Annotated in this window: 18 protein-coding genes; 1 reads left to right on the top strand and 17 read right to left on the bottom strand. The window is 45.7% G+C overall.

Annotated features, from left to right (window positions below):
* Position 1 precedes the first annotated feature (1 nt).
* The 7 genes from MZO41_RS12615 to ruvA all read right to left on the bottom strand — a co-directional run bounded on the left by MZO41_RS12615 (position 2) and on the right by ruvA (position 6,918).
* The gene (locus MZO41_RS12615; RefSeq protein WP_003641519.1) at positions 2-958 is read right to left on the bottom strand and encodes a DHH family phosphoesterase; all 957 of its coding nucleotides are present in this window, start codon (positions 956-958) and stop codon (positions 2-4) included.
* Between the two features lie 92 nt (positions 959-1,050).
* Positions 1,051-2,184, bottom strand: a complete 1,134-nt coding sequence (gene dinB / locus MZO41_RS12610) for a DNA polymerase IV (RefSeq protein WP_003641518.1) — start codon at positions 2,182-2,184, stop codon at positions 1,051-1,053.
* Positions 2,185-2,313: 129 nt separating this feature from the next.
* A complete protein-coding gene (gene yajC, locus MZO41_RS12605) occupies positions 2,314-2,697 on the bottom strand; it encodes a preprotein translocase subunit YajC (protein WP_003645451.1) in 384 nt (127 codons plus the stop codon).
* Positions 2,698-2,774: 77 nt separating this feature from the next.
* A complete protein-coding gene (gene tgt, locus MZO41_RS12600) occupies positions 2,775-3,917 on the bottom strand; it encodes a tRNA guanosine(34) transglycosylase Tgt (RefSeq protein ID WP_003641516.1) in 1,143 nt (380 codons plus the stop codon).
* Positions 3,918-4,226: 309 nt separating this feature from the next.
* Positions 4,227-5,261, bottom strand: a complete 1,035-nt coding sequence (gene queA, locus MZO41_RS12595; RefSeq protein ID WP_003641515.1) for a tRNA preQ1(34) S-adenosylmethionine ribosyltransferase-isomerase QueA — start codon at positions 5,259-5,261, stop codon at positions 4,227-4,229.
* 17 nt (positions 5,262-5,278) lie between these two features.
* A complete protein-coding gene (gene ruvB / locus MZO41_RS12590) occupies positions 5,279-6,289 on the bottom strand; it encodes a Holliday junction branch migration DNA helicase RuvB (protein ID WP_003641514.1) in 1,011 nt (336 codons plus the stop codon).
* 17 nt (positions 6,290-6,306) lie between these two features.
* Positions 6,307-6,918: a Holliday junction branch migration protein RuvA gene (gene ruvA / locus MZO41_RS12585; RefSeq protein ID WP_003644635.1), complete on the bottom strand. Its 612-nt coding sequence runs from the start codon at positions 6,916-6,918 to the stop codon at positions 6,307-6,309.
* A gap of 200 nt (positions 6,919-7,118) precedes the next feature.
* Here ruvA and MZO41_RS12580 point away from each other — a divergent pair, with 200 nt between their 5' ends.
* On the top strand, positions 7,119-7,637 hold the full coding sequence (locus MZO41_RS12580) for a hypothetical protein (RefSeq protein WP_003641512.1): 519 nt from the start codon (positions 7,119-7,121) through the stop codon (positions 7,635-7,637).
* Positions 7,638-7,770: 133 nt separating this feature from the next.
* On the opposite strand, the gene MZO41_RS12575 is transcribed toward MZO41_RS12580, so the two are convergent.
* The 10 genes from MZO41_RS12575 to MZO41_RS12530 all read right to left on the bottom strand — a co-directional run bounded on the left by MZO41_RS12575 (position 7,771) and on the right by MZO41_RS12530 (position 24,332).
* Positions 7,771-10,839: a YfhO family protein gene (locus tag MZO41_RS12575; protein WP_013355706.1), complete on the bottom strand. Its 3,069-nt coding sequence runs from the start codon at positions 10,837-10,839 to the stop codon at positions 7,771-7,773.
* A gap of 153 nt (positions 10,840-10,992) precedes the next feature.
* Positions 10,993-11,391 carry a hypothetical protein gene (locus tag MZO41_RS12570; RefSeq protein ID WP_003641510.1) on the bottom strand — a complete coding sequence of 133 codons (399 nt, stop codon included), beginning with the start codon at positions 11,389-11,391 and terminating at the stop codon, positions 10,993-10,995.
* Positions 11,392-12,438: 1,047 nt separating this feature from the next.
* Positions 12,439-14,475 carry a DNA mismatch repair endonuclease MutL gene (mutL, locus tag MZO41_RS12565; RefSeq protein WP_011101707.1) on the bottom strand — a complete coding sequence of 679 codons (2,037 nt, stop codon included), beginning with the start codon at positions 14,473-14,475 and terminating at the stop codon, positions 12,439-12,441.
* A 170-nt stretch (positions 14,476-14,645) separates the two neighbouring features.
* The gene (gene mutS / locus MZO41_RS12560; protein WP_003641507.1) at positions 14,646-17,336 is read right to left on the bottom strand and encodes a DNA mismatch repair protein MutS; all 2,691 of its coding nucleotides are present in this window, start codon (positions 17,334-17,336) and stop codon (positions 14,646-14,648) included.
* A 27-nt stretch (positions 17,337-17,363) separates the two neighbouring features.
* A complete protein-coding gene (locus MZO41_RS12555; RefSeq protein WP_003641506.1) occupies positions 17,364-18,170 on the bottom strand; it encodes a TIGR00282 family metallophosphoesterase in 807 nt (268 codons plus the stop codon).
* A 124-nt stretch (positions 18,171-18,294) separates the two neighbouring features.
* Positions 18,295-19,854: a ribonuclease Y gene (gene rny / locus MZO41_RS12550; protein ID WP_003644638.1), complete on the bottom strand. Its 1,560-nt coding sequence runs from the start codon at positions 19,852-19,854 to the stop codon at positions 18,295-18,297.
* 230 nt (positions 19,855-20,084) lie between these two features.
* Positions 20,085-21,227 (bottom strand): recombinase RecA, encoded by a 1,143-nt coding sequence (recA, locus tag MZO41_RS12545; RefSeq protein WP_003641504.1) that lies wholly within the window; start codon positions 21,225-21,227, stop codon positions 20,085-20,087.
* 91 nt (positions 21,228-21,318) lie between these two features.
* Positions 21,319-22,581, bottom strand: coding sequence for a competence/damage-inducible protein A (locus MZO41_RS12540; RefSeq protein WP_013355708.1), 1,263 nt, complete (start codon positions 22,579-22,581; stop codon positions 21,319-21,321).
* A 271-nt stretch (positions 22,582-22,852) separates the two neighbouring features.
* A complete protein-coding gene (pgsA, locus tag MZO41_RS12535; RefSeq protein ID WP_003641502.1) occupies positions 22,853-23,437 on the bottom strand; it encodes a CDP-diacylglycerol--glycerol-3-phosphate 3-phosphatidyltransferase in 585 nt (194 codons plus the stop codon).
* A 22-nt stretch (positions 23,438-23,459) separates the two neighbouring features.
* Positions 23,460-24,332, bottom strand: coding sequence for a helix-turn-helix domain-containing protein (locus tag MZO41_RS12530; RefSeq protein WP_003641501.1), 873 nt, complete (start codon positions 24,330-24,332; stop codon positions 23,460-23,462).
* Positions 24,333-24,384: the final 52 nt, after the last annotated feature.

Below are 24,384 nucleotides of genomic sequence, written 5' to 3'. Positions count from 1 at the left end.
TTTAAACCTCTTTCTCATAATGGCTAGCGACTTGGTCGAGTTCTCGCACTACCGTTTCAATTTCTTGTTGGTCTTTAGCCTTGGCACCGCTCGCTAATGCGTGGCCCCCACCATCATGGTTCTTGGCCACACCGTTGATTGACGGTCCCTTTGAACGTAACCGAATACGGAAGTCACCTTCCTTTTGTTGAACAAAAATCGCCCAGCACTTAACCGTATCAATACGCCCAGGTAATGGGACAACCCCAGCAGTACTAGCATCACCGATTGCAAATGAATCGAGAATCGCATTTGTTAAAATAACGTAAGCTGCACCCGAATCCAACTGTGTCAGATGTTCATAAACGTAGGCCGACAACCGTGCGACTGGTAACGTGATGGTATCTTCAATACGATTGACAGCTTCAGCATCCGCACCGGCTTCCATTAAGGCCGCTGCTGCTCGCATGGTACTAGGCTTGGTCGCAGAGTATAGAAAGCGACCGGTGTCCCCAACGATGCCGGCATACAACAACCGAGCGGCGTTAGCCGTTAGCGTTAACTCCGCCGCAAGGGGTGCGTACCAATTATAAATCATCTCACTCGTACTGGAAGCATCAACGTCGACCCACTGTGGGTCACCGAAAGCGTCATCGTTTGGGTGATGATCGATTTTAACAATTGTCTTACCTTGATTCCAAAGTTCACCATCAATTCGGGGCTGATTAGCGGTATCAAGAATTAATACTAGTGCGTCTTGATAGTCCGCTTCGGTAACCTCATCCATTTGTCCTAACCAGTCAAAACCATGGTACTGTTTTCCAGGTGTCAATACCCGCTTCGCAGGAAAGCTAGCTTTAATGATAGCTGCTAACCCTAACTGGCTTCCGATGGCGTCTGGGTCAGGTCGCTGATGACGATGAATGATGATTGTTTTTGCTTGTTTAATTAAGTCAAAAATTGCTGTTTGGACGGTCATAAATGAACCTTCTTACTCTCATAATTTACTGGTGGCGATTAAACTGTCACAGTACTCCAGTATACCGAAGAATCCGCGTCGCGCCAAATAAATTAATTATCATTTGGATAAAGTGGTAACGTTAAGTTCTCAAACGCCAGTGGTGCCAAGCCAGTTAGCGTGATCCCTAACAGGCGGATGCCAGAGTTAAAATGATCATCGACCACCTCTTCAAAAATCTCTTCGGCGTACTGCTCAAACAAGGCCGCGTCATTAGGTATGAATTCACCGAACGTTCGCCGCTTGGTAATTGTGACAAAGTCACCGTAACGCAACTTGAGAACGAGTGTTTTACCGTGGCGCTGATGCGATTGCATGCTAGCTGCTACCAACTTAGCGATGGCCTTCAAGTGCGTATTAACTTCCGTCGTCGATTGGAGAAACGGTCCAAACGTCCGCTCTTTGCCGATTGATTTCCGTTCACGTAAATACTCGACTGGCCGATCATCACTGCCGCGCACTCGCCGGTATAAAATATAGCCCAACTTGCCAAATTGTTTGATTAGGTCTAATTCAGACTGTGCGTATAAATCCTGTCCAGTCTTGATTCCTAAATCGTGCATTTTAGGTACCGTCTTTTTACCGACACCCCGAAATTTCTCGATGGGTTCACGTAACAAAAATGGTTCTGCATCCTGTGGTAATACGATCGTCACACCCGCTGGTTTTCGATAATCTGATGCTAGTTTGGCAATGAATTTGTTGTAGGAGATTCCCGTTGAACAAGTTAAATGTGTTTGATGCCAAATTTCTTGTTGTAATCGGTGCGCCAGTTCGACCGCACTATGGATGTGTTTCTTATTCGTAGTCACATCCAAGTAAGCCTCATCAAAGGCAATTGGCTCAATCATCTCTGTATACTCATGGAAAATACGATGAATCTGCGCCGAAACTTCGCGGTACAACGGAAAGTTGGGCGTCTTAAATACTGCTGTTGGGCAGAGTTCTAATGCTTTAGCAGCTGGCATCGCCGAGTGAACACCAAATTGGCGGGCAACATAGTTAGCCGTCGTCACAACGCCTCGCCCACCTGTCTGCCGAGGATCATGCGCGATCACTAACGGCTGCGTCTTGTAGGCTGGATGCTCCCGCTCTTCGATCGACGCATAAAACGCGTCCATGTCCACATGAATAATTTTCCGACTCGTATCCACCCGAATAGGCGCTTCAACAATTGACTGTGCCATCCGCCGCCCCTCCAATCCTTAGTACTTTCATTATACACGAACATACGTTCAAAAGCGCGTTTCAAGACCAAAAAATAAGCAAAAAAAATAAGCGGTCATCAGTAATGATCGACCACTTATGGTGTAAACCTATTTTGCTTCAGAATCAGCATTATCGTCGGCGGCTGAGCTTGCCGATTCAACTTCAGAAGTAGCAGCTGATTCAGCCGCTGCCCCAGATTCTGGTGCAACTGTCTTAGCTTGTGCATCTTCGGCTGGAGAAATCTTAGCAACAGCGTTCAAATCAAAAACCAAGTAGATGCCATCACAGTCTAAAGTAACTGTTTTTTCGGTTTCGTTAACTTCATCAACGACCCCGTGCAAGCGACCAATTGTCGTAACCTTGTCACCACGTTTGATTTTGCTTAACATTTGTTGATGTTGTTGTTGTTGTTTCCGTTGTGGACGGATCATGAAGAAGTATAAGAATGCGAACATGACCACGATAAACAGAATTGATGCCATTTGACCCATTTAATATCGCTCCTACTCTAATTAAAAGTTTGACTATCTTTAACTTTAACAAATTACAGTCTGAAATACCAGTAGCACTAAAAGTTTTTCGGGTTTTTATCGTTAAAACCGTACATTTCAAAGAAGTTCTGGCGAAACTCCAGTAAATTATCATCCATAATGGCTTGACGAACTTGCTTCATTAAGTGTAACAAGAAATATAAGTTATGATAACTCGTCAAACGCAAACCAAACGTCTCGTCCGCCTTAATCAAATGACGAATATAAGCACGCGTGAAATTACGACAGGTATAACAATCACAATTATCATCTAACGGGGTGAAATCGTGAGCGTAGGCCGCATTTTTGACAACTAAACGCCCATGGGACGTCATGCAAGTGCCATTACGGGCAATCCGAGTCGGTAAGACACAGTCAAACATATCGACCCCACGAATTGCACCGTCGATCAAGGCATCCGCAGAGCCAACTCCCATCAAGTAACGGGGTTTATTTTCTGGCAATAGTGGCGTCGTGAAGTCTAAAACATGATTCATCTCAGCCTTCGATTCACCCACTGATAAGCCCCCAATCGAGTAGCCTGGAAAGTCCAAGCTAACAAGATCTTTGGCACTCTGTTCACGCAAGTCTTTAAAGCCCGCACCTTGAACAATCCCAAATAAGCCTTGGTAATCAGGGTGTTGATGAACCTTCAACCCCCGCTCTGCCCAGCGACTTGTCCGGGCAACTGACTTGCTAACATAGTCGTAACTTTCAAAGAATGGTGGGCATTCATCCAAACTCATCATGATATCTGGGCCAAGATCATTTTCGATTTGAATAGCCTTTTCAGGAGATAAGAACATCTTTGAGCCATTCAGATGATTCTTAAAGTGGACCCCTTCTTCCGTAATATCACGGTTTTTAGCCAGGGAAAAGACTTGAAACCCACCTGAATCCGTCAAGATTCCCTTTTTCCAATTCATAAACTGATGTAACCCGCCAGCTTCTTTCACGATTTGCTCGCCTGGCCGTAACCACAGATGGTACGTATTCGATAAGATAACACCCGCACCCATCGCGTCTAATTCTTCGGGTGCCAGTGACTTAACACTGGCTTGCGTCCCAACGGGCATAAACATCGGTGTTGGAAAGGTCCCGTGTGGCGTAATCAATTCGCCAAGGCGGGCTCCTGTGTGTTTTTCTTTCTTAATTAATCGGTATTTAATTGCCGGTTCCATATCTGTTCCTCCGTATTAAAATGTTGCTAAACTCAAATAATGATAGCACGAAATCCAGCCGTGAACCAGTCGCGGCAATTGGCGTGGGCACCCACGTGGCTTTAGTCAGTCTGTTAACAAAGCGTTCAAACGTCAAATAGTCGCCTCAAGAATGCATTTTAACTTCTTGAAGCGACTATTGACAATCTTTATTATCTCCAGAGCTAAAACGGCAGCTTGAAATTAGCGATACGCCTCGTATAATACGGCATTTTAATATTCAACCGTCATCCGTTTCAAAATAAGCGATCGCGTTTAAAGCCAGTTATACTAGTGAATAAACATCGCATCGCCAAAACTGAAGAAGCGATACTTTTCATCAATCGCATGTTGATAAGCCTTCAAAATCATATCACGGCCCGTAAAGGCAGCCACTAACATGACCAAGGTCGACTTCGGTAAATGAAAGTTCGTGATGAACGCATCAACGACTTTCCATTGATAACCAGGTTTGATAAAGATATCCGTCCAACCCGAATCCGGCTTGATTTCACCATCAAACTTACTACCAATGGTCTCTAACGTCCGGATTGACGTTGTCCCGGTTGCAATGATGCGCCCACCATTTTGCCGTACTTCATTCAACGTCTTAGCAGCATCTTCGTCCAATCGATAAAATTCACTGTGCATCTTATGATCATCGATATTATCTTCTTCAACTGGCCGGAACGTCCCTAGTCCGACATGCAGCGTCAAGTAAACCAACTTAATACCCTTGTCTTGAACTTTTTGTAAGAGTTCCTTCGTCCAGTGTAAACCAGCTGTTGGCGCAGCTGCCGAGCCATTTTCCTTGGCATAAACAGTTTGATAACGGTCTGGATCATCGAGTTTTTCTTTAATATATGGTGGCAATGGCGTTTCACCCAGGCTCTCCAAAATTTCCATGAAGATCCCATCGTAATGAAACTCGATCATTCGAATGCCATCTTCCTTTTCGGCCGTTACGGTCGCCGTCAACTTACCATCGCCAAATGAAATCACGGTACCGACCTTGGCACGCTTGGCAGGTTTCATGAGTGTCTCCCATTCATCACCTTCCGTATTATGCAATAATAGGACTTCAGCGTGACCACCAGTTTCAGGTTTAACACCATACAAACGAGCTGGCATAACGCGGGAATTATTCATAACGACCGCATCGCCTGGATTGAGTTGATCAATAATATCGTAGAAATGCTTATCTTGCATTTCGCCCGTTTGGCGATCCAATTCCAACAACCGTGAACTATCCCGTTTTTTGATTGGTGTCTGGGCAATCAGTTCATGTGGTAAATCATAATCAAAATCTTCAAGTGTTAAACTCATGTTGTGACCTCTTATCTTTATTTATTTTCTGGGTATGGGAATCCCAAATGCTGATAACCTTTAATTGTAACAACGCGTCCACGTTGTGTTCGCTTCAAGAACCCAATCTGGAGTAAGTACGGTTCGACCACTTCCGCGATTGTATCCGTTTCTTCACCAATATTGGCCGCAATCGTAGCAAGCCCGACCGGACCCCCGTCATAATACTCTAGCATCGTTCGTAAGAGCTTATTGTCAGTCTCGTCCAAGCCGGCATCATCTACGCGTAAATATGTCAGTGATCGCGCCACGATGGCCTCATCAATGGCGTCTTGATCCGCCACTTCTGCAAAATCACGAATTCGCTTGAACAAGCGATTAGCAATGCGGGGCGTTCCCCGTGAGCGACGCGCAATTTCGTGGGCACCCGATGGTTTGATACTCGTTTGAAAAATATCTGCAGTCCGCTTAACGATATCTTCCAAATCAGCAACTTCATAGTACGCCATATGTTCGACGATTCCAAATCGGTCACGTAACGGAGCTGACAGCATACCAGCCCGGGTGGTCGCGCCAATCAGCGTAAACGGCGGCAGTGGAAAGTGCACGGGATGGGCGGTTGGCCCCTGTCCGACCACGATATCGACAAAAAAATCTTCCATGGCCGAATACAACATTTCTTCAACGATTTTCGGTAACCGGTGAATTTCGTCAATAAATAAGATATCACCCGGCTCCAGTTCATTCAAGAGCGCAACCAAATCACCTGGCTTTTCGATTGCAGGGCCACTGGTCGTGCGGATATTGACCTGCATCTCGTTGGCGATTACCATCGCTAGCGTGGTCTTCCCTAATCCCGGTGGACCATACAGCAAAACGTGATCCAAGGATTCCTCACGCTTGCGGGCCGCTTCAATATACACTCCTAATTCGTGCTTGACCCGGGCCTGACCAATATACTGGGCTAACGTTTGCGGACGGAGCGATTTTTCTAATGACGCCTCTTCGTCATCGGCTTTGTCACCGGATAATAACTTGTCATCGTCCATTTAGTTACCCCTCCCATCTACTTCTTCATCAATAGTCGTAGTCCTTCACTCAACAAGGTGTTCGTATCGGCCCCTTGTGTCTGACTAAACGTCTCCAACTTCTTAGTGACCTTCTTGACATCCGCTTTCGAATAGCCAAGAGCTTCCAGAGCCGCCAACGCGTCCGCTAACGCGCCATCAACAGCAGGAGCATCCACATCGAGCGCAGTTTGACCAGTAACATCAACGTTTAGATCGTTTAATTTACCTTTCAAGTCCAGCACGATTTGCTGAGCTGTCTTCTTGCCCACGCCAGGAAAACTCGTCAGATAAGTCGCATTCTCTTGATTGATGGCTTGGATCAGACCTGCATGGTCGTTGTTGGCCAAAATCGCGAGGGCCGACTTCGGACCAATTCCCGAAACCCCGAGCAACTTTTCGAACAACGCCTTCTCGTCAGCATCAAAAAAGCCAAATAGGCTCATGCCATTTTCGCTGACGGCTTGATGGATATACATCTTAACTGCTGTTGGGCCCACCTGGTAACGGTATGGATTAGCCGTTAGCACTTTATAACCAATGCCGCTGACCTCAATCACCACATAACCGGGGGTTACATCGGTCACTTGACCGAGAAAATATTCGTACACCGAAAAAACTCCTTTAAATAAAACGTATGTTTGCTTGCTAAATTGTACCACATTTTCACAGTGGCTTAACACTGGTGCACCGATAAAAACCAAATTTTAATGTTAAATCAATTTCACCTCGATTGACGGATTTCGTGGCAAGAAATGCTTGCCGCCACGTTAACGTCATGCTATGCTCAAAGTCCTAGGGAGGTCTCGCTATGCAACTCAAACCGTTTAAAGCGGTGTTACCGACCACAACTGGTCAAACTAAAATTCAAACAGCTGCGACCAATTGGGACAGCCAGGATACAATGACGACAACCGAAGCCAGCTATTACTGGTACGAACTCACACTCAACGGTGTTCACCAGTGGCGCTTAATTGGCAGCTGGCCGGTGGATCAAACCGTGACGACCATGGTTCCCGGCATGATCAACACAGTCCTTTACCCACAGCAACCCGTTATCGAGATGTTGATTGACGACTGGGTCGGTCATTTTGCCCCGGTCGTCGAGGTGACGGATACCGCGCACGTCACACATCGACTTTGGCAGATTACTGAGTCTGAGGTCAATACCGACATCACAACGGCCATGGCACCCGTTACTCCGCAGAAAACGTGGTTGACAACGGTCAGCACGCCACTCGTCATGTTAGTCTCAACCAGTGAATGGCAAAAATTAGCCACCGCACCAGTCATTCCCGAACAGTTAATTGCGTTAGCGACAACCTCATAATTAACCAGTCGTGGCTGTTAATTGTGAATTTCGCTATGGCATACATTCGTTTGTGTTCCATCTAACGTTAAATAGGCTTCTTAGGAATCAAAGTTAATTCCTAAGAAGCCTATTTTAATACCGATTTACTCAATTAAGATTGTCTGACACGTTTGTGAAGCCACCACCAGCAGGCAATCAGTATGCTAATCACACCACCAATAATACTCGACCATATGCCGATTTTTAGTCCAGGTGTGTGATACGTCAATCGAATCTGGTGCCGGCCGGCTGTCAACTTGGCCCCCACAAACCCTTTGTTGACAACTTGAGTCCTAACGGTTTGACCGTCAACTCGTAGCTGCCAACCAGTCGAATACGGAATTGACGTTGTTAACACGGTTGCTGTCTTAGTCAGCGTGGTTCCCGTAATCTGGTTGTTCGTCACTTGTTGATGCTTCAGCCCACTCGTCTGTAGTTGCCGCGTCCGTTGACGATAAGTCTTCCCAAGCGGTACAGCGATCAGTTTAGCGGACTTAAAATGCAAACTACGAATGCTCGTAAAGTTCAACGTAATCATCTTACGCGCGTACTTGCTATACCCTAAGTTGATTACTGCTGATGTCCGGGGCTCATAATCTGACATATTCGTGGTACCCAACTGACTAAAGCTCGTCAAGTTATCCGTTGTCTGAGCAGTTAAAGAATACCCACTAGCGCTCAAATTGCCCTTCAGACCATCGCGAACATCATCTAGATAATCGACTTTGGTATACGGACGGGCCGTGAACACGTTGGTATTTTGACTCGTTGTCAAGGCGTGCTTGATTGAGGAACGCCGATAACTGATGCCATCTAGCACAAGATAGAGTTCCGTATTTCGATACTTCTTAGGGTGTTGAATGGTCAATTGGTACGGTATCTGGTGCCCCTGCACATCACTGACCATGCTCGTTAACTCGTCGGCATTGTTTTCCTGATTTTTCTGGACTAACTTTTGATTAGCTGCAATCAAGTTCAACACGCGGTTTGACGGTGTCGTCAGGCCAGTTGCCGGCGTCAAACTTTCTCGTTGTTCCGGCGTTAATGTGATCGTATCTGCCGGTAACTTAGTCAACGCGTTGTTCGACGCTCCCGTTGCATGTTGATTGCGGTAAATAATCACCTTGTCCAACGTATCCAAAACATTCGTCGTATCCGCTTGAACCGTATAAGCGACGTTTTTTCCGGTAACGGTTGGCTTGACAGTCTTAACACCACTAACCTGCTGCGTAGTGACCGCACCTTGTAACAAGGCTTGCTCGCGGTCAACTGCGTTCAAGCGATTAAATTGGCGTTGACTAATTTGATGCTGCTGTGTATAAACTAACGGCAACGCATTCTTGGATTTTAACAAGATCGTGCCGGTATGATTACTCATGCCATAAATAAACTTGTCCGCAAAAATCTTCGGTTCGCCAGTTTTCATCTTAACAACCTCATATCCGGCTGGTAAGGCTTGTTTCTTCAACTGGTCCTCACGTGCAAATAAATATTTAACACCTAATAAGTTATACATCGTCGTCCGACCGTCCAACGAACCGAGTGGCGAGTTCATCGCATACTCTGAGTTGCCTAAGGCCTGACTAAATGCCCCCACGTAACCATTTTGAACTGAAAAATACGATCCAACCGTGTGAGTTCCTAACACCATCGGCACATCACTCTCAGCCGAACGCATCGTATAGTAGTTGGGTGCCAAAGCCGTTCGATAAAATTGGCTAGTCGTGGTTAAACTTTTTTGCGCGCCATCAAAATAATTTTTGACCCATTTCATTGCCGCGCCCTGCCGCAACTGCTCAGTACTATTAGAATTAGTATTGATACTCAACCAGCCCAGTCCGTTATTCGCCAGGTTCAGCGTGACAATTCCCAGTAATAACACATAAAATTGCCGATTGGTCAATTTTAAGGATTGTTTGGCCAGCAGGACCCCAATTAACGCTAACAAGATGAGATATGTCGCAATATCATGTTTGCGGATATTGAGATAGAATCCATTGATCAGCCAAATAATGACAAGCAGACCGCCACTAATACCAGCCAACCATTTTAAATCAGCCGCTGTCAGAGCAGTGACTTGGTCCATAAATGCCATCGTCGCATAAGCAAACACGAGGGTTGCCATCAACAACCATCGATTAGAAGGTGTTGAAAAAACGTTGAATACGGCCGCAAATTGAGGCAACAAAATACCCAACATCATCACGACCAGTACCCAATTAAGCACCCAATAGCGTCTGAAATGACGTAGTGTATAAATAATTGCAATAAAGCTAATGCTACTCAGCCCGAGGGTCACCCAGTATTGGACACTGCCACCATTGGTCAACAGTCGATTGGGTAAATTAACGTAATAATTGATGGGATAACTTGTCAAGCCATTCGCAAAGTTAAAACTCGCACGCGTTGCCGTCAACATCGCGAGCAGCGTGGGCACTAGTAAGATGCCTGCCATCGTGACACCAAGACCAACCGCCACTAGTAACCGCCAAAATAACTGTCCAAACGACCGCATCGTTAAATGATCACGACGACGTGACCAGAAACGCACCAAAGCATAGACTAAGCCGCCCAATGCGAGTAAGTAAGCAAAATAGAAGTTACTCAAAATTACAACGGCGGTAATCAGACTGAGTGGTAACCAATGTCGGCCTCGTAAGACCCGTTCAATCGCCCAACACAGTAGCGGAAACCAAATCATTGGTAACAAGAAAAACGGGTGGTGCATCCCAACATAGAACGTATACGCGGTAAACGTATACGTCAAAGCTCCAATCAATTGACTGACACGTTTGAACTTGAACTGCCGACTGAAACCTAGAAAAGCAAGTCCAACGAAGTACAATCGCAGCAAGATCAACGCTTGGTAGGCCCATTCCAAATGAGCGCGCGAAACAAACGCCACTAAATAATTAAACGGATCACCGACCACGTAGTAGGAAAAAGTCGTCAGTTGATCGGCCCCCAAGCCGAGATTCCATGACCAACTGAATAATTGTTGTGGGTGGTGCTGTAAGATCCGCTGAAATTCCAATAAAATCGGGAAGTGTTGGGCGATGCCATCCACTTCCCAAATCAATGTCCGGCCGGCTAAGAAAAGCCCACTGTAAGTAATCGTCGCAATAACCACAAACATCGCCGTATACCAGACGACTAGTGGTATCTTCCGTACTGTCTTCAAATCAGGTGCCCCTATCTTGTAATTACGTCGACAACGCAATCCCCATATTTTGCCATCTCAAACAATGTTTCTATTTTACCATGAACAATTTCGTCTCGTGATGTTCAGTTTGAATCTTAATAAATTCGTGATTCACAACTGTCCCATCAACAACTAACGCCAATCCCAGTTATCTAAAGTTTCAATCTTAGTAGTCGCCGGATAACTCCCAAACAACTGTACTAAAGGTTGTAAGCCACTCACAGCATTATCACGTTGTAAGTTGATCGTAGCGATTGCCGCTTGATCATGACGGTTAGGATCGAGCTCAAAAGCAGCAACTTGCTCATATAAATTCAGCGTAATCAATTTGGCGTCCCGCGCACTTGGATGCGCATTTAATTCCCACAGCGTCTTGCGCCCGGCCACGAACGCGGGCGTGGCCTCTGGTAAATCTGCCAAAAAACAATATGCCGAATAAACCTGGCGATAATAAAGTTTGGTCATATCCAAAACAATCAACTCCCAATCATGTTGAGTGGTCCAAGCACCCGATACGCGCTCACCACTCATTTTAATCAATGATAGCTAACTATTTAAACCAATTCAATCTGAAATTTTACAACTCAAATTAGTGTCACAAACGCCACTTCCCCAATCTTAAAGTTGTTTTTTAGACCGCAATACTGGCGACAATAAAAGTGTCCCTAGGTTTTTTAACCCAGGGACTACTCAACATTGCTATTTTTATTCGATAACACATTCGGTTCGTGATTATTCAGTATCAGTCATGATTAAAACGTGCCATTTCTTAAGTTCAAAAGCAACCAGCTTAAGACCGCTGGAAAAAGTTCGGACTAGCGTAGACTTGCTTGGTGTGTGCGCCTTACACCGACTTCCAGGCATTTCTGCCAATTGCCGGAACGTGGTGGGCACAGATTTGAGCCGAAAAATCACGTCTCAAATACTGGCCTTTCACTAACCAAGCACAAGACGCTTGCTAAGTGAAATTTCACCACTGAGCATTGGCCGAAACGCCTTCCAGTCGGGACAGTATTCGAATGGCAGACGGTGAGGTACCCAACTTTTGATGAATTGGTCGTTGCTTTTCATAAACGGTAATTTTGTCAATCAACTGTCAGACTAAAAATAATATTGAGATGGCTCACTAATCCTGAATCGGTATAGTAGGATTTAATCTCTTTACAGAGTGCTTAATGCACCTAGCGCTTTGTTTAAACTTCCAGCATCAAAATAGTCAGCGACTAATTGTACCAAATTAGGTGGTCGTTCATCAGCCATTCGAGCAGTTTCCCGACCGGAGGGGCTGGGTGGACAATGCTCAGTAGCCAAATTATTCTTAGCTGGAAGTGGTCTGCTTCCGGCTTAGAATAAGACTCGTATTTGAGATGACGCGGGTTATGCGTTAGCTCAAATCGACGTCGGCTGCGTTCCAGCAATTGTCACCCAGCCCCGGAGGTCGGCATAGGACGCACACCGGCTGACGAACAACAATCTAAACTTGGCACGTTTTAATCATAATTCATGAAATATTTACTTGCACAATGCGGATCGATTACGAATCATACTAAAGTAACGAGTACGCCGCCAATAATCACTTTAATCACGTGCTTCATGACTATCCTGAATTCGTTTGAACATCCGTTCCATGTCTGAATTCGTGAAGTGTACCGTCACCGGACGGCCATGTGGGCAATTGAACGGATTCTCGCAGGTCGGTAACTTGGCTAATAACGCGCGGGCCTGCTGATCATCCAAATGGTGATTGGCCTTGATTGCCCGTTTACAGGACATCATGATAGCTGACTTTTCCCGAAATTGGGCGACCGTCAACTTATCATCCTGTAAGAGCCAATCAATCATTTCACGAATCGTATCTTCTTCTTGCCCAGCTTTGAACCAGGTCGGATGGGCATGAACAATGAAGCTGTTGCCGCCGAATGATTCCAGATGAATCCCTAATTCTGCTAGTAACGGCAATTTTTCCTTGATCTTTAAAACATCGCTCGTCGGGTAATCTAAAATAATCGGAACCAATAAATTTTGTTGATCCGCACTAACCTCACCTATCGCTTGGCGATAATATTCATAGTTGATTCGCTCCTGGGCCGCATGCTGATCCAAAATGTACATACCGTCATCCGCCTCAGCTAACAGATAAGTCCCGTGCATCTGACCAAGATAGCGTAACTGTGGAAAACGTTCCGTATCCGGCGCTTCACTAGTCGGCGCGCTTGCAGCCGTGCTGGTTTCTAACGGTTCAGCAGTTTCACCAAAGGGTAAAGCGCCTGATTCTGACTGGTAACGCTGGTCAAATGCTTGAACTGGAGTAGCTGTCAGTTCGTCGCGATGGCTAATCATAATCGGCTGGTTGGCAGAACTTGCCGCTGATTCTGACGGAACAACCGCACTAACTGCTGCACGGTTTACCGCTGATGGCTGTGCTGAAGTAGTACTTACCATGGTCGTTGCCGAGCTGGGCTGCATGGTTGCCGCTGCCAGCGAGGCTGCAAACTGCTCAGTCGATGCCGGCGTTGTCTTATCCGCTACTTGATACTGTGACGAAACGGCGTTCAAATCCATCGCCAGCTGGTCTGTATTTAGATGTTCACGCCGATGGCTGCCAAGATTGGTCAATGCTGACGGAATCAAGTTCACATCCACTAACCGGTCCGTAATCGTGGTGCTGACCAGTTTGGCTAATTCTGGTTCCTTACTCAAACGGACTTCTTGTTTCGTGGGATGAACATTGACGTCCACCAATAAAGGATCCATTGTTAAAGCGATCACCGCGATTGGATAACGGCCGACCATCAACTTAGAACCGTAACCTTTGATGACGGCTTTGGTCAATTGCTGGTTCTTGATAGCACGACCATTAATCAGAACAGTAATATACTGGCGACTGGCCCGCGTCAGCTCAGGTAAAGCCACAAAGCCACTCAATTTAAAATCAGTGGTCGATCCTTGAATGGCAACCATCTTGCGCGCATTTTGGACACCGTAAATACCAGCAATGACTTGTTGTAAGTCACCGCGACCAGCCGTTTTTAGTAGCTCTTTCGCATTATGAACTAACCGAAATGCCACCGCTGGATAGCTAAGTGCGATGCGGTTAACCACGTCTAAAATATTCGCTAATTCCGTTTGGGGGGACTTCAAATATTTTAGTCGCGCAGGTGTATTAAAAAACAAATCAGTGACGGTAATGTCCGTCCCTTGCCGCAATGGAGCGGGCGATTGTTGTAATAGCTTACCGCCGCGATAATGAATACTCGTCCCAGTGGCGCCGGTACTCGTATTCATCACCACGTCCGCTACTGACGCAATACTTGGCAACGCCTCACCGCGAAAACCTAAAGAATGGACGCGAAACAAATCTTCACGTGATGTGATCTTACTCGTCGCATGCCGTTTAAAAGCGGTCAGGACTTCAGCGTCATCAATACCGTCACCGTCATCGATAACCCGAATTGACTGAACACCCGACTCTTGCACCAAAATATCAACCTGCGTCGCGTGCGCATCAACAGCATTTTCAACCAGTTCTTTAACGACCGAGGCGGGCCGCTCCACAACTTCGCCGGCAGCAATCTGGTCGGCCAGCACAGAAGATAACTCATGAATTTTTCCCATTTCCATCGGTCCTTTCACATAAAATAATTAAGCTCGTGTCCTGCACGAACATTTTCGATTACCACAACTAGCAATAACTGACTAGTGTCGACCTACCTGTCCGTCAGACGCACCAATAGCTCATCATAATAACAGCTTATTGCGCTCATTTATGATGAGTTAAAATGCGCCTACTTGCCTAATTTTTGTTGCCATTTATACAGCTGGTTCATTACATCCATCGGAGTCATCGCCATCAAGTTCAACGTCTTCAGCTGTTGTAAAACCTTTTCACCCTTCGCATCCGTCACCGCCGGCTCAGCAAATAACGACAGCTGTTCATCACCGGCTTCAGCGACCGGAGCTTCGGCAACCGGGGTCTCCGATTCTACTGGCTGTGACTCATCGGCGGCCTCAACCGGCATTGAAGCCGCTGTGTTAGGTGCCACGCTATTAGCAGCATCACTAGCAGCAATCGAAGCCGCTGTCGTCGATACCGTACTCGTTTGATTTTCCAAACTCGTTAAAATCTTATTGGCCCGTTCCAATAAACTCGTTGGCATCCCAGCCAACTTGGCAACGTGCACCCCGTAGGACTTATCGGCGGCCCCGGGCTCAACTTTATGCAAGAAGACGAGCTCGCCATCCTGTTCAGTCGCACCCACATGCACGTTTCGTAACCCGGATAATTCTTGATCTAACGCGGTCAACTCATGATAATGCGTCGAGAACAGTGTCTTGGCATGAATATGGTTATGCACAAACTCAATAATTGCTTGGGCAAGCGCCATGCCATCGTAAGTCGCCGTCCCCCGGCCAATCTCGTCAAACAACACTAGACTATTGGCTGTCGCATGTTGCAAGGCATTATTGGCTTCCTGCATCTCCACCATAAACGTACTTTGACCGGAAATTAAGTCATCCGTGGCACCGATACGTGTAAAAATTTGGTCAAAAATTGGAAGTTGCGCTGATTTAGCCGGTACAAAACAACCAATTTGCGCCATGATGACCGTCAATGCTAATTGACGCATGTACGTACTTTTACCGGACATGTTAGGACCAGTAATCAAAAGGACCGTCTCATCAGGTGACATTGTCACGTTATTTGGGACGTAACTCTGGTTGCCCATCACTTTTTCAACGACCGGATGACGACCATCAACGATCTTCAAATCATGTGATTTAGTTAATTTCGGTCGAACAAAGTGGTAATCTTCACTAACGACGGCGAAACTTTGCAAGACATCAATTGCTGCGACCGCCTTCGCCAATGTTTGTAGCCGCTGAATTGCCTTTTTAACCGTTTCACGAACCTTTGTGAAGAGTTGATACTCAAGATCCGTAGAATGGCTCTCAGCTTCTAAAATTAGGCTTTCATGCGATTTCAGTTCAGGAGTACTAAAGCGTTCAGCATTCGTTAACGTTTGCTTACGTTCATAGCGGTCCTTCGGTAATTGGGCCAAGTTGGCCTTCGTGACTTCAATATAATAGCCGAAGACCCGGTTAAACCCTATCTTAAGATTCTTGATACCGGTTGTCGCCCGTTCCTGGGCTTCCAACTCAGCAATCCATTTTTTCCCATTATTCATAGCATCCCGATATTGATCGAGTTGCTCGTTATAACCATCCTTGATCACACCACCGTCCGTTACTGACAAAGGCGCGTCTTCAACGATTGCCGCGTCAATCAAATCCGCAACGTCTTCGACTGGATCCAGCTGATTAACTTCATCATTAAATACCTGCGTATCTAATTCCGATAAGATATACCGAATCTTTGGAATCTGACGCAAGGATGTCTTGAGTTGCACTAAGTCACGCCCATTCACGCTACCAAAAGCCACCCGGCCAGCTAAACGCTCCAAGTCATAAACTTTAGTCAACTCTTCTTGTAAGTTACTACGTTCAAAATAATGATCTAATAACGTCGCAACCTTATTTTGACGCGTTTCAATATCGGCCTTCACAATCAATGGCCGGTCGATCCACTGCTTTAATAGTCGTCCGCCCATCGCCGTCTTAGTTTCATCTAATAGCCACAGGAGAGTTCCCTGCTTTTTACCAGTTCGGATGGACTTCATTAATTCCAGATTATACTTGGAATTATGATCGAGTTTCAGGAAGTATGACGGCTCATAAGCGATCGCCTTTTGTAAGTGCGCGAGGCTCCGCTTTTGAGTCACCGTAATATACATCAATAACCGTTCCACGACCTGTTGTTCCAAATCGACCGTCAAGTCCTGAGTCAAGTAGCTCAATTCAGCCTGGGGGGTGACGTTATTCTGTTCTGAAATTAGAATTCCTAGCGTCTTAATTTGATCGCGCAAATCGCTAGCAACAGAGTCGTCGACCACAATTTCTTTAGTTTGCAAGCTGGTCAACTCGTTAATTAGGGTATCGTTAGTCGTTAAGACACTCGTTTTTAGTTCCCCAGTCGACAAGTCGGCGTACGCAAAACCATATTGTTGATCACGCTGAATCAGCGCAGTCAAGTAATTGTTCGTCTTAGCTTGTTCCGCGCCCCGTTCCAACGTCGTACCAGGTGTCACGAGCTGAATCACTTCGCGTTTGACCATGCCCTTGGCTAATTTGGGATCTTCCATCTGTTCACAAATAGCGACTTTGTAACCTTTATCTACTAAAATATCAATATAATTTTGCACGGCTCGATGGGGAACCCCACACATCGGTATGGGGTTTTCCGCCGAATGATTCCGCGTCGTTAAGGTCAACTCTAATAACTGAGCACCTTTAATCGCGTCATCAAAAAACATTTCATAAAAATCACCAAGTCGGTAAAATAAAAACGCATCGGGATATTGATTTTTAACTGCAAAATATTGACGCATCATCGGTGTATCTTTTGTTTTCTGTGGCACGCTTAATCCTACTTTCTATCGTAAATCTTAGTCATCAAAATATGGGTGATCCGGATTAATCAAAATCCGGGCAATCTTTTTCGCCCGACCACTCTGACCATCAACGTCGATCACACAACCCGACAACACTGCCGGACTATCCTCTTGCACGTTGAAACGGGTCGGCATTTGTTCCAAGAAACGCTGAATAACATTCTCACGGGTCATCCCTAAAATACCATTATACGGACCCGTAAAACCAACGTCACTTAAAAAGGCCGTCCCATTAGGCAATACGCGTTCATCACTCGTCTGCACATGGGTATGGGTGCCAACTACCGCACTCACCTGACCATCCAAATACCACGCCATGGCTTCTTTTTCACTTGTCGTTTCAGCGTGAAAGTCGATGAAGATGTTAGGTGTCTCTTCCCGCAGTTGCTCGACCAATGGTTGGACAGTCGTAAAAGGATCCGCTAAATTTTGCCCCATAAAGACGTTTCCTTGAAGATTAATCACGGCCAACTTCACCGTATTGACCTTCACGATCGTATAACCAACCCCCGGAGTCGTCGCTGGCGGAAAGTTCAACGGTCGAATCAACTTCTTAGCACCATTAATAAAATCAAAGATTTCATTATTATCCCAGGTGTGGTTGCCCATCGTAATGACATCAGCCCCCGCAGTCAAGATGTCCTTATACACTTCCTGATTAATGCCGCGGCCGCGGGTGGCATTTTCCCCATTAACAATAGTAACTTGTGGCTTGTAGCGCCGTTTTAACTTAGGTAAGTACGTGGTGACCGCCGTTTGGCCGACATTGCCCATGACATCCCCAACAAATAGAATTCGCATAGATTGCTCCCTTGTTTTAACGTTATACCAATTATTTTAGCATTATTTAGCCTTGAAAACGTGATTGAATTCTGCTGGCAACTAAAAAAATGAGCTTAGGTCAAGACCTAAACTCATTTCCCGGTTATTTAGCGTAATCCACTGCTCGAACTTCCCGAATAACCGTAACCTTAATATGACCGGGATATTCAAGTTCATTTTCAATCTGCTTTTTGACATCGTGCGCCAAAACCGTTGCCTGTAAATCAGAAATCTCGTTTGGCTTAACGATGACTCGAATTTCACGACCAGCTTGAATCGCATAGCTCTTCTTGACGCCATCCTCATTATTAGCGATCGCTTCCAGCTTCTCGAGCCGATGAATATAATTCTCCAGCGACTCACTCCGAGCACCTGGCCGGGCGGCTGAAATTGAATCAGACGTCGCAACCAACACCGCGATAATCGACTTAGCTTCCACATCACCATGATGGGAGGCAATCGTGTTAATCACGACGGGGCTCTCTTTGTACTTCGTTGTTAATTCCACGCCAATTTCAACGTGGGAACCTTCGACCTCATGATCGACGGCCTTACCAATATCGTGTAATAATCCTGCGCGTTTCGCGAGTGTAACATCTTCACCAAGTTCAGCGGCTAAAACGCCCGCTAACTTCGCAACTTCAATTGAGTGATTCAAAACATTTTGACCATAACTGGTCCGATAATTCAGCCGACCAACAAGCTTGATCAAGTCAGGATGCATCCCGTGCAATCCTAAATCAAAGACAGCTTGTTCACCAGTTTCACGGATCTTTTCGTCCATTTCCTTACGCGCTTTTTCAACCATTTCTTCAATTCGAGCTGGATGAATCCGCCCATCTTGAATCAGCTTTTCAAGCGCGATCTTTGCGATTTCACGACGAATCGGATCGTAACCACTTAAAACGACGGCTTCTGGCGTGTCATCAATAATTAAATCAATTCCCGTCAGCGTTTCCAACGTTCGGATGTTACGACCTTCCCGACCAATAATCCGGCCTTTCATGTCGTCATTCGGCAAAGAAACGACCGAAACCGTGGTTTCAGAAACCATATCGGCAGCACTTTGCTGAATCGCTTGGACAATTAAGTTTTTGGCTTCTTTTTCAGACTGCGCTTTCACTTCGTCCGTATTTTCTTTAATTAACACGGCCCGTTCATGCGTTAATTGTTCGCGCGTTTGGGTCAAAATCTGATCGCGAGCTTGTTCTTGCGACAAGGCGGCGACCCGTTCTAACTCAGCTTGACGTTGCGTGATTAGTGAAGCTGCACTTTGTTGCTGTTGTTCAACGCGTTTTTGCTCATTGGCAATCTTATCTTCTTTTTTACCTAAAGCATCCTCGCGCTTTTCAAAAGTATTCTCTTTGTGATCTAAAGTTTCTTCACGTTGAAGCAACCGGTCTTCTTGCTTTTGAACTTCATTCCGACGTTGCTTTAACTCCGTTTCAACTTCAGCCCGGTAGCGATGACTCTCTTCCTTAGCTTCAAGGACTTTTTCTTTCTTATGAGTCTCCGCTGCCCGTTTGGCCTCAGAAATAATACCTTCGGCTGTGTTCCTGGCAACGTCCAATTCTTTTTCATGGACGTTCTTGCGTACATAGTAACCAATCCCATAACCGACAACAATTGCGATGACTGCGAGGATTATACCGAAAACATTCATGTTTCCACCTCCGCACCACCAAAATCCAGTTAACATAAAATCAACTACAAATTTTCAGATGTTATATTTTGATTATTTACACACTTGTTATTCTAATGTTAGAAACGAATAGTGTCAACTTAAAGTCTTATGGCAACCGCTCTCTGCAGGCTACTTTTGTCGTGCAAACAAGCTAAGTATGTACAAAAAACGCCCAAAATAAATATTTTGGGCGTTGCATAACAAACTGTCTATTTTTCGGTTGGTTGGTCGCCGAGATCGAGAGCAGTTTCCGCTGGTGTCGCTTTAGTGGACTTACTTTGACCCTTACTGCCATTCTTAGCAGTTCCCTTATCCTTAGCTTCTTTGGCCTGATCATCAGTTTCAGACGTTTCTTCACCAGTTGCATCCATACCGTATGCATCACGAACCTTTTGGCGAATCTCCGTCATGACATCAGGATGCTCGTCCAAATACTTCTTGGCATTTTCACGGCCTTGACCAATGCGATCGTCACCATATGAATACCAAGAACCACTCTTCTTAACAATATCCTTTTCAGCAGCCATATCAACAATTTCACCAGTTTGTGAGATACCTTGACCATACATGATATCCACTTCGGCACGCTTAAATGGCGGTGCAACCTTGTTCTTAACGACTTTGATCCGGACACGGTTACCAATAATATTGGTTCCTTCCTTGATCTGTTCTGCCCGCCGTACTTCCAAACGAATCGTGGCGTAAAATTTCAAGGCCCGACCACCAGGAGTCGTTTCAGGATTACCAAACATCACACCAACTTTTTCACGAATTTGATTGATAAATAACGCGATTGTCTTGGTTTTGTTCAATGTCCCTGATAACTTCCGGAGCGCTTGTGACATCAGCCGCGCTTGTAACCCAACGTGTGCGTCACCCATTTCACCTTCAATTTCGGCACGTGGCACTAAGGCCGCCACCGAGTCAACAACTAAAATATCGACCGCACCACTGGAAACTAAGGCATCTGCAATTTCAAGCCCTTGTTCACCAGTATCTGGTTGCGAAAGTAACAGGTCATCAATGTTGACCCCTAGGTGTTCCGCATAAACGGGGTCTAGTGCGTTTTCAGCATCGATATAGGCCGCCGTACCACCCTGCTTTTGAACTTCAGCAACCGCATGTAGTGCCACGGTCGTTTTACCTGAACTTTCAGGACCGTAGATTTCCACGATCCGACCACGTGGGTAGCCGCCGACACCCAACGCGTCATCTAAGGCCAACGATCCACTTGAAATCGTTGAAATAGTCGTCTGGGCAGCGTCACCCATCCGCATAATCGCCCCTTTACCGAAATTCTTTTCGATCTTTTTCAGGGCAGTATCTAGTGCTGCTTTCCGTGCATCAGCCAAATTATTTCCTCCTTTGGTGCTCGTTTCTAACTCTTAATATCATAGCTGTTCAAAGTTAGAATTGCAAGCAAAAAGCGAACAAAAGTTCGTATTATTTTTTTAAGTCCGTATCTTCATTCAATGCATGTCTCAATAGGTCTAACCCGGCCATCACACTGCGTTCCCGAATTTGTTGTCGATTACCAGCAAAATGGTACTGCTTGGCCTTCACGGGTCGATCACGGTAAGCAAGACCAATCCATACCGTTCCAGCCGGTTGACCTTCCAAGGTTCCTGGACCGGCAACGCCTGTAAAACTGATACCAACATCAGTATTTAGCTGCTGCTTAGCACCACTCGCCATGGCCTTAGCGGTCGCTTCTGAAACCACGCCCTCAGCGTCAATAATTGCTTGTGGAACGTTCACTAGCTGATGTTTGGCCTCATTCGCATACGTTACAAAGCCGCCCGGAAAGATTGCGGAGACCCCGGACACACTGCCGATGGTACTCTGAAACAGCCCAGCTGTTAAGCTTTCCGCGGCTGTAATACTCAGCTTAGCCGCAATCATTTGATTAATAACAGTAGTAACTAACGAGTTATCGTCTCCATAACCGTAAAAGTACGGCCCAACGGTAGCCTTGATCTGGTGGTCAACTTTGTCGATCATTCCCCTTGCAGCCGTTTCCGTCATAGCTTGGGCACTCAATCTGAGGGTAACCTCGTTAGTCTTGGCATAGGGTGCGATCGTAACCGCCTGCTGTTCATCAATCAAGGGGTGCAACCGGGTCGCCAATTCAGACTCACTGATGCCATAAAAACGCATCACTCGCGAATAGATTTGGGCTTGTTCCCCATATGCAGCTGCCAATTTCGGTTTTGCCTCAGAATCAAACATTACGGCTAACTCACGGGGTGGACCTGGCAATAACAAGAAATCAGCACTATTTTCTGACTGATAAAACGCACCAACAGCCATTCCGTTATGATTAGTCAACGGTTGCGCGCCTGCCGGATACAATGCCTGCAATCGGTTGTTGGCCGTCATTACTTTGTCATTAGTGGCAAACCAGGCCGTAATTTTTTGCATTGCTGCCTGATCTTCAACCAAGGCAACATTCAAATAATGCGCGAGTGTCTGCTTCGTCAAGTCATCCTTGGTCGGCCCCAAACCACCTGTTAAAATAACTAAGTCATTCCGCTGGGCCGCAATTTCAAGGACGGTCGACAAACGTTGCCGATTATCACCAACCACCGTTTGATAATAGCTATCAATTCCTAATTCGGCCAATCCACGTGCGATGTACGTACTGTTCGTGTTCGTAATCTGACCCAGTAAAATCTCGGTACCAACCGCGATTATTTCTGCTTGCATGCCATATATGCCTCCCCGTAATCCTATCGATTACACTCAGTGTGGGCGCGATGATTATCGTCCTACATTAAGTATATACGAAAATGACGATCGACCCCATTAAAAAGATTAGCATTTTCAAATACCTTCATTTGACATAACCTGCCAACGCGACTCATCGTTAAAATTATCGACTGACAGGAGTCATGATTAATTAATAAGGGCAACACGTTAATGGTATACAAAAACGTCTCACCGAATGCAAGACTCGGTGAGACGCTCATGATTAATTTTATTTGAAGCCATCTGCAAACACGTCACGATTCTGAACAAAATAATCAATGCCAGAATAAATAACGAAGAATAAGCAGATATATAACATAATTGCCGCAAATGGAATGTGGATTGCCGCAAATAAGACATTGTTCAGCAGCAGGAAGATGATGGCAATCATTTGTGTCGTTGTCTTAATCTTCCCGGGCATAGCAGCAGCCATCACTTTACCATTATTTTCAACAATCAATAATCGTAACCCCGTTACCGCGAGTTCACGACACATGATAATGGCAACGACCCAATCAGGGGCCGCATTTAACCGAACTAAGATGATGAACGCGGTCATTACTAACATCTTATCTGCCAGTGGATCCGCAAACTTCCCAAAATTCGTAACCAAGTGTTGACCCCGGGCAATCTTGCCGTCCGCTAAGTCAGTTAATGACGCAACCGCAAAAATGACAGTTGCAACCACTTGGGTGACTGGAATTGTTGTTCCAGCCCACACAACCTGTCCCCAACTAAGGGGTAACACCATAATAAGAATGAAAACTGGAATCAGAATAATCCGAAACACCGTTAATTTATTAGGTAAATTCAAAGTACCCGCCTCCTCCGCAACGTTATTTGATGGTCAAGGTAATCGTCCGAACTTGTGACGTACTGTTCTTCGGATTAAAATTGAACGCCTTACCATTGATTGTTACGGTCGTGGCAGTTGCGTTTCCAAACTGGAACTTAACCGTCGTAGCATTACTTGGTAACGTTAATGTATGTGAGCCATCCGCCTTTAGCGTTCCTTGCCAAGTCTGAGTACCGTTAGTCGTAACGGAAGTCCAAGCAGCCTTAGTAGACTTGATGACCACTTTGTTCTTATCCGCACCATTCGTCAAAGTATAAGCCGTATCGCTACTGCCGTTAGCCTTGATTGTTTGTTCCTTGGCAGAAGACGCTTTAGAACTAGACTTTGCTGATGAACTAGCTTTCGACGAACTCGATTGCTTCTTAGAACTCGAAACTTGTACAGAAGAACTGTCCGCACTCGTGCTAGAGCTTGAACCAGCGTGCGTGCGAACCGCCATAAACCAAATAAATAACAAAATCAAAACCACAATGGCAGTGACGATGATCGTTGGTAAATAGTTACGTACGCGACTCGCTGGTGAAGCAGGTTGTTCGCGACTAGCAACCCGGGTAGGTTGAACTTCATCAACATTTTCAACGATGGTTTCAGTATGAACACTCGGTAATTGGTCTCGATATTCTTCTAACAACGCGTTACCATCTAAATCGACAGTTTCCGCATATTGCTTAACAAACGCCCGAACGTAAAAATCACCGGGAAGTTTATCGAACTGTTCATCTTCGATTGCAATCAAATAGCGTTTCTGAATCTTGGTGATTTGTTGCAAATCATCAATTGTGAGGCCTTTCGCTGTCCGGGCAGCCTTTAAGCGCGCCCCAATCGTTGTTGTTTCTTCGTTATTTTCACTCATTGACTTTTTCTCCACCCTAAGTCTATTTTCAAAATCTTACGGTTAATAGTAT

The organism is Lactiplantibacillus sp. C232 (assembly GCF_023806725.1).
GTDB classification, from domain to species: domain Bacteria; phylum Bacillota; class Bacilli; order Lactobacillales; family Lactobacillaceae; genus Lactiplantibacillus; species Lactiplantibacillus plantarum.
The sequence above is the reverse complement of the archived record's forward strand: the minus strand, read 5'-3'. Positions and strand labels throughout refer to the sequence as shown.